Annotated in this window: 6 protein-coding genes and 1 pseudogene; 5 read left to right on the top strand and 2 right to left on the bottom strand. The window is 69.4% G+C overall.

Annotated features, from left to right (window positions below; all coding sequences use genetic code 11):
* Window positions 1-749 (top strand): SDR family NAD(P)-dependent oxidoreductase (locus ABT114_RS49635; protein ID WP_351153786.1); only part of this gene is annotated, 749 nt, incomplete at its 5' end.
* A 690-nt stretch (window positions 750-1,439) separates the two neighbouring features.
* On the opposite strand, the gene ABT114_RS49625 is transcribed toward ABT114_RS49635, so the two are convergent.
* Together ABT114_RS49625 and ABT114_RS49620 are read right to left on the bottom strand one after the other, a co-directional pair.
* A complete protein-coding gene (locus ABT114_RS49625) occupies window positions 1,440-2,210 on the bottom strand; it encodes a hypothetical protein (protein WP_351153783.1) in 771 nt (256 codons plus the stop codon).
* Window positions 2,207-2,822 (bottom strand): annotated as a pseudogene (locus tag ABT114_RS49620) (RNA polymerase sigma factor). The gene ABT114_RS49625 and the pseudogene ABT114_RS49620 overlap by 4 nt, the downstream one beginning before the upstream one ends.
* A 48-nt stretch (window positions 2,823-2,870) precedes the next feature.
* Between ABT114_RS49620 and ABT114_RS49615 the strand changes: the two are divergent.
* The 4 genes from ABT114_RS49615 to ABT114_RS49600 form a co-directional block, all read left to right on the top strand.
* Window positions 2,871-3,590, top strand: a complete 720-nt coding sequence (locus ABT114_RS49615; protein ID WP_351153780.1) for a GntR family transcriptional regulator — start codon at window positions 2,871-2,873, stop codon at window positions 3,588-3,590.
* Window positions 3,587-4,579: an ADP-ribosylglycohydrolase family protein gene (locus tag ABT114_RS49610; protein WP_351153777.1), complete on the top strand. Its 993-nt coding sequence runs from the start codon at window positions 3,587-3,589 to the stop codon at window positions 4,577-4,579. The genes ABT114_RS49615 and ABT114_RS49610 overlap by 4 nt, the downstream gene beginning before the upstream one ends.
* Window positions 4,580-4,699: 120 nt before the next feature.
* Window positions 4,700-6,178: a purine-cytosine permease family protein gene (locus tag ABT114_RS49605; RefSeq protein WP_351153775.1), complete on the top strand. Its 1,479-nt coding sequence runs from the start codon at window positions 4,700-4,702 to the stop codon at window positions 6,176-6,178.
* The coding region (locus tag ABT114_RS49600) for a PfkB family carbohydrate kinase (protein WP_351153772.1) at window positions 6,175-7,141 on the top strand (967 nt) is incomplete at its 3' end. The genes ABT114_RS49605 and ABT114_RS49600, both read left to right, overlap by 4 nt.

Here is a 7,141-nt window from a genome sequence, read left to right as displayed (position 1 = left end):
GGCGAGTACTTACTGGGTGGCGCCACTTCTTCCTCGTTTCCTCTTCAGGACAACCCTATTGGGTCCCTGTCCGGAAACTTCGTGGCCCCTCACTCGCCGCCGACCTGTCCACCCACGACGGCGTCCGTGACGCCGCCCAGCGCGTCCTTGGCCAACACGACCGCATCGACGCCCTCGTGCACACCACCGGGGTGTTCACCTTCCAGGAGAGCCGCACGGCCGACGGGCTCCACCCGTTCTTCGCGGTCAACTACCTCAGCCGCTACCACCTCACGCAGCTCCTCCTGCCCGTCCTGCGCCAGGCCGGGCGGCCGGTCGTGGTCATGATGACCGCCGCGATCCCACCGACCGACGAGGCCGACTTGGCCCGGTTCCCCGAGTTCACCCCCTTCGACTTCAGCCACGACCGCAAGCCGGTCCAACTCGCCAACCACCACTACGCCGCCCACCTCACCCGCACGGAACCCGGCCTCGCCGCCGGCGTCGTCAACGCCGGCTCCGCCAAGACCGACATCCTGCGCATTGCCCCCTGGTACGTGCGGGCCACCGCCAAAGTCCTCGGACCGGTCGTCTTCGACTCCGTCAAGACCTCCGCACGCAACGTCGTGGAAGCCACCCGGCGCGACGACTGGCACTCCCCCCTCTACTGGGGCAAGCCGGGCCGCTTCGAACAGCGCACTCCGATCACCCTGGACGCCACGACCACCCAGCACCTCATGGATGCCTCCCGCAGGCTCACCGGCGCCTGACACCACACCACCCCAAGCCCCAACCCGCGCGCCCACGGCCCCAGGCGGGCACAGGTCATTTCGAAGGCCCGCGGGTCGGGCTTGCAGACGCCGATCTCGTGGGAGTAGAGGATCTGCTGTACCAGTTCGTCGAACCGGTACAGCTCCGTCTCCAACTCGCGTGCGAGGGCTCCACGTTCCTTGCTGCGGGTATTGCGAGGTCCGGGAGCCCTGACGGTGATTCAGCTGTAGTACGAGGTTTCGCGTGCCGTTCCCGGGAGCCATGGAGGGTCCCTGACGGTGCGGTGATTGGCTTCGGGAAGCTGCTGGACGCTGGATCCAACTCGGGCGTAACCATAAGGACCTCCTGTCGTTTTACCTGATACCTGCCGCGTGCTTGAAATGCGCGCGGTCCCCGCCACCGACATCGCGGCCCCTCTGTGGTGATTGGTTCAGCGTCCGGTGGGGCGGCGATCCCAGGGTGCGCCTGCTCGAAAGAGCCAGGTGCAGTCCAGACGCCGGCATCGCGTCACCGCCAGTGACGCCGCACACGGGCTCTACCCAAGGATCGGCCCGGACTCGTCCGCGCTCGTTACCGCTTCCACCCTTCGGGGTCACGCGATAACCCAGGATCCTTAAGAATTCCAGAGACGCTTCGCAGGGCCGTTATGGCCCCGTCCGAGAGCGGGGCCAAAACGGGTGGCGGGTGGATCAGTCGTGCTGGTCGGGGACGATCTCTTCGGCGGTGGTTGCCGTGGGGGCCGGGATCTCGGAGAGCCGCATGTTCCGGCAGTCCGGGGCTTTGCCCTGGCGCAGGCTGAACGCGAGGGAGTCCTTCTGGGCCGAGTCCCTGGGCGGCTGGGGGAAGACGATCTCCAGGTGGGTTCCTGAAGGAATCTTGGCGGGGTTGATGGTGGCAGTGAAGGCGCCGTTGCGGTGGTGGAAGTCGATGGTCTTGAGCGTGCTGTGGCTGAGTTCGGGGTCTTCGCCCTTGTCCACGGGGCAGGTGGGGTCGTCCTGGTAGACGCGAGCGTCCACGCCCATGCGCTGCAGGTCATGCTGGAGCTGGGTGAGGTCGGGCCGGTCGGCTCCGGCGTCGCGGATGGTCACCGTGACGGCGCCGTGGGTTCCATGGTTCAGGGTGTAGGCAACGGTGGAGATGTGCTTGGGGTAGCCACCCGCGGTGGCACGGCCGGTGGCGGTGACGGGGGAAGAGGTGTGCGGGGTGGTCTGGTGGATGGCGAGTGCGGTCCCTCCCAGGGCGGCGGCCAGGGCGACGGGGGCGGCCAGGCGGACGGCCAGGCGGCGATGTGGGTGGGCGGGGCGGGCGGGGTGGTCGTCCTGCGTGACGTTGTTCATCAGAAAGTCCACAAGCAGGCGTTGGCGGTCGTCCGGGAGAACCGGATCGCCGGGTGCCGGCAGTAGCCGAGCCAGCTCCGTGTGATCCAGCGGTTCCTGCCGCCGCCACGGATTGAAGATCATCGGTTGCTCTCCTTGTTCTCCTTGTTCGACCGGGCCGCTTCGGTGCGACCACCCCGTACTTGTCCGGTACGTTGTGCCGGTTCCGTCTTTCCTCGGTCGGCCCGCCTCTTCTTCATCTCCTGCTCGGCAAGCTTGCGCAGTCTCGACCGTGCCCGGGCCAGCCTGGAGCGGACCGTCCCCACCGGAACGCCCAGGGCCTGCGCGGCCTCGGAGTAGCTGAGCCCGGACCACACACAGGGTGAACACTTCGCGCTCGGACCGGCGAAGCTGCGCCAGAACGGACTGTGCCGCGGCAAGCTGCTCAGCATCCGCGATCCGCCCGATCAACTCGTCGGCGAAGTCCGGCACGGTCTCCTTCGCCGGCATGCGGGCCAGCGCACGGTCGTGCCGCCGTTCCGCACGCGACGTGTTGCGCAGCACGTTGGTCCCAATGCCCGTCAGCCAGGGCCGCACGCTGTCCCCTTCGTCCCGCAGTTTCCCGCGAATCCGCCAGGCCTCCAGGAACGTCAACGAGACGACGTCCTGCGCCGCCGCCCAGTCACCGGTCACGCGCACCGCATGGCGGTACACGACCGCCTGAGTGGCCCCGGCGCCGCGGGCACACGAAAAAATCCTCTGCGGCTATGGACCTGAGGTGACCTGTCCACTTACTGTCTAGACATGCCTGGACAGGTACACAAACATCAGCGCATCGCCAGCGTCCTCGCCGAGGAGATCCGAGCTGGGGTGCACACCGACGGCAGCAGACTCCCGGGCGAGCACGCGCTCACCCAGCGCTTCGGCGTCAGCCGCACCACCCTGCGGCAGGCGCTTCAGGTCCTCGGCGAGGAAGGGCTCATCTCCACCCATGCAGGGATCGGCTCCTTCGTCACCTTCGAGGGAACGCCGCTCGACAACCGCCTCGGCTGGACCAGGGCGCTGGCCGAGCAGGACACGGAACTGCAGACCGAGACCCTCCGCTTCGAGGAGGTGACCGACCGTGAGCTGGCCGATGAGCTGGGACTCGATTCGACTGCGTTCATCGCTCTGGACCGGGTGAGGCGGCTCGCCGACGGACAGGGCGTATCGCTGGAGCGTAGCAGGGTCCCCGCCGTCGGGGGCCTGGCCGGGCTGCCCGAACGCGGCCTCGACGGTGGCTCACTGAGCCGGGCGTTGATCGCCGCGGGCCGTATCTCCGACTCCGGTGAAGGCGTGGTGTCGGTGCGCGGGCTCGACGCGACGGAGGCCGCCGTGCTGCACCGCTCGCCAGGCGAGTCCTTTCTGCGGCTCAGCCAGGTGTACCGGGCCGCCGACGGCTCGGTCATCGAGCAGGTCACCAGCCTGCTCGACCCTGCCAGATTTGAATTGCACGTACGTTCAGGCCGAGGAGGCCGACTGTGACCGACCCACTCGACCGCGCCCTCGGTGCCTACTACGGACTCGCCCTCGGTGACGCTCTCGGCATGCCCACGCAGGTGATGTCCAGGGAGGACGTCGTCCGGGTCTACGGCACCCTCACCGGGTTCGAGCCCGCCCGCCCCGACAATCCGGTCAGCGCGGGCATGCCGGCCGGGTCCGTCACCGACGACACCGACCAGGCCGTCATCGTCGGCCGGCTGATCGACGAGGGCCGCGGCCGGATCGACCCCCTGCGCCTTGCCCATGAACTGCTCGAATGGGAGAAGGAGATGAAGGCCAAGGGTTCCTTCGATCTCCTCGGCCCGTCGACCAAGACCGCTCTGGACGCGGTGGCCCGTGGTGTCCCGGCTCAGGAGGCCGGCAGGCACGGCACGACGAACGGCGCGGCCATGCGCGTCACCCCGGTCGGAATCGCCTTCGCCGTCGAGCCGCTGGACGCCTTCCTGGACCATGTCGTGGAGTCCTGCCAGGTCACCCACGACACCAACATCGGGATCGCGGGCGCGGCCGCCGTCGCTGCCGCCGTCAGCACGGGTGTCGGCGGTGGCACGCTGGACGAGGCCGTGGCCGCCGCCGTGGCCGCGGCGCGCGCCGGTGCACGGCGCGGCCACTGGATCGCCGGGGCCGACATCGCGTCCCGGATCCAGTGGACTCAGGACCTCGTGCGCGATCTCCCGGAGGCCGAGGCCCTGGACCGGATCGTCGCGCTCGTCGGCACCAGCGTCGCAAGCCAGGAGTCGGTGCCCGCCGCGTTCGCGGTGCTCTCCGTGGCCGGCGGCGATCCCTGGCGCGCTGCCCTTCTTGCCGCCAACCTCGGCGGCGACAGCGACACCATCGGTGCGATCGCCGGTGCGGTCGCCGGGTCGGTCACGGGGCTCTCGGGGCTGCCACCCGAGGCCGTCCAAACGCTCCGGAACGTCAACTCCCTCGAGCTGGAACCTCTGACCGCCCGGCTGCTCACGCTCCGCTGAGCGGCCCGGAACCCAGAGCCCGGCGGGGGCCCCGAGTCCCCGCCGCTTCACCAAGCCCACGCACACACCTTCCCTTCACTCCCCACCTGCCCTTTCCACATCCTGCAAGGAGGTTCCGTCATGGCCGCTTCGAAGGCGAACGATCACGTCGGTGCCATTGAAACAAGAGGGATCGAACCGGTCCCCGACAACGAGCGGCACGGACAGGCCGGCCAGATGTTCTGGACCTGGTTCGCCGCCAACATCAGCATCCTTGGGCTCCCGCTCGGCGCGACCCTCGTGGCCTTCCGCGGCCTCAATGTCTGGCAGGCGATACTCGTTGCCGTCGTCGGTTCCTTCGGTTCCTTCGCGCTGGTGGGAGCCCTGAGCCTGGCGGGCAAGAAGGGGGGCGCGCCCGCGCTCACCCTGTCCCGCGCGGTCTTCGGACAGCGGGGCAACGCGGGTCCGACCCTGATCACCTGGCTGAGCCGGGTCGGCTGGGAGACGATCACCACCACGACCGCGGCGTACGCGCTGCTGGCGATGCTGCACACGGCCTTCGGGATCGGCCGGAACACCGTGCTCACGCTCGTCTGTCTGCTGGTCTTCATCACCTGCACGCTGCTCATCAGCGGACTCGGGCATGCCACCATCATGTGGATCAACAAGTGGGCCACGGTCGTCTTCGGCGTCCTCAACCTGGTCGTGATGGGTTTCCTCGTCGCCACCGTCGACTGGTCCAAGGTCCTCGACGTCCCGGCGGGGCCGACCAGCGGAGTGATCGCGGGCGTCGGCTTCATCGCCGCGGGCACCGGGATCGGCTGGGCCAACGCGGGGGCGGACTACGCCCGGTACCTGCCCCGGGAGATTCCCGGCCGCCGGCTGATCGGGGCCTCCGCGTTCGGCGCGGGCATCCCTCTCGTGCTGCTGATCTCCCTCGGATCGCTGCTCTCGGCGGGCGACCAGACGCTCGCCACCTCCTCCGACCCGGTCGCCGCCATCAACGCGATGCTGCCCTCCTGGATGGCGATCCCCTATCTCGTCGCGGCCTTCGGCGGGCTGCTGATGTCGAACCACCTGTCCACCTACTCCGCCGGGCTGACGATGATCACTCTGGGGCTGCGGGTGCCGCGCGTCGCCGCGGTCGCCCTCGACGTGGTGCTGATGTTCGCCGGCGGTATCTACTTCATGCTGATCGCAGACGACTTCTACGGTCCCTTCTCGACGTTCCTGACCCTGCTGGCCGTACCCATCTCGGCGTGGATCGGGGTCATCGCCGTGGACGCGCTGCGCGGGCGTACATACGACCCCGAGTCGCTGATGGACACCACCCGAACCAGCCGGTACTGGTACTCGGGCGGATTCCATCTGCCCGCCGTCCTCGGCTGGGCCTGCGCCATCGTGGCCGGCCTGCTCTTCACCAAGGCCTCGACCAGCGAGACCGACGTCTGGTTCGAAGGCCCGCTCTCCGGCACCTGGTTGGGCGTGAGCGGGCTCGGCTGGGCGATATCCATGGCCGTCGGTGCCGCGGCGTACGCGCTGTTCGCCCGCCGTGCCGACTCCGCCGCCGGCAGCGGGAACGAATCCGCAGTCCCCGATCTTCAGGAAGCCGGACGATGAGCGGCCGTCTCGTCCTCGCCGGGAACGTCATCGCCGATCTGGTCATCGAGGTTCCCGCACTACCCGAACGCGGCGGCGACGTCATCGGCACCCGCACCGAAACGACCGCCGGTGGCGGTTTCAACACCCTGGTCGCGGCCAGCCGCCTCGGCACGGAAGCGGTCTTCGCCGGGTTGCACGGCACGGGCCCGTACGGCGATCTGGTACGCGATGCGCTCGCCGACGAGGGCATCGGAACGCTGCTGCCCGCCCGTACGGACGGCGACACCGGCTTCACCGTAGCTCTGATCGACAGCGGTGGTGAACGTACCTTCGTCACCAGCTTCGGAGTCGAGGCCACACTGACTCCGTCGGACATCGACACGGTTGCCGCAGCGCTGCGTCCCGGTGATCTGCTGCAACTCTCCGGCTACGGGCTGGTGCTGCCGGCCAACGGCCCGCTGCTGTCCGGCTTCACGGCAGGGCTCCCGGCGGACATCACCGTCTGTCTCGACCCGGCGCCCCTGGTGGCCGACATCCCCGAGGCCGTTCTCGCGCCGGTCCTCGCCCGTGTGGACTGGCTCAGTGTCAACGCCCGCGAGGCCCGCCTGATGTCCGGGCACGAGGATCCGCGTGCCGCGGCAACAGCGCTGCGGGACCGGCTGGCCCCGGGCGCCGGCGTGCTGGTACGGGCCGACAAGGATGGTTGCTGGCTGGCGGCGCCCGGCCAGGCACCGACGCACGTGCCGGGTTTCCCGGTCGACGCTGTGGACAGCAACGGTGCGGGAGACGCCCACGTCGGTTCCTTCCTGGCCCTGCTCGGCCAGGGCCACGACCCCGTGACGGCAGCCCGCGGTGCCAACGCGGCGGCAGCCTACGCGGTGGGCCGCCGCGGCCCCGCCACCGCGCCGGACCGGGCGGCTCTGGCGGCGTTCCTGGGGGAGGACCCCCTCGCGCAGAGACTGTTCGGCGCCGACACCCCCT

The sequence above is a fragment of the Streptomyces sp. NPDC002088 genome, from assembly GCF_040296605.1.
Lineage (GTDB): Bacteria > Actinomycetota > Actinomycetes > Streptomycetales > Streptomycetaceae > Streptomyces.
Note: the sequence above shows the minus strand (reverse complement) of the source record. Positions and strands in the feature narration are given on the sequence as shown.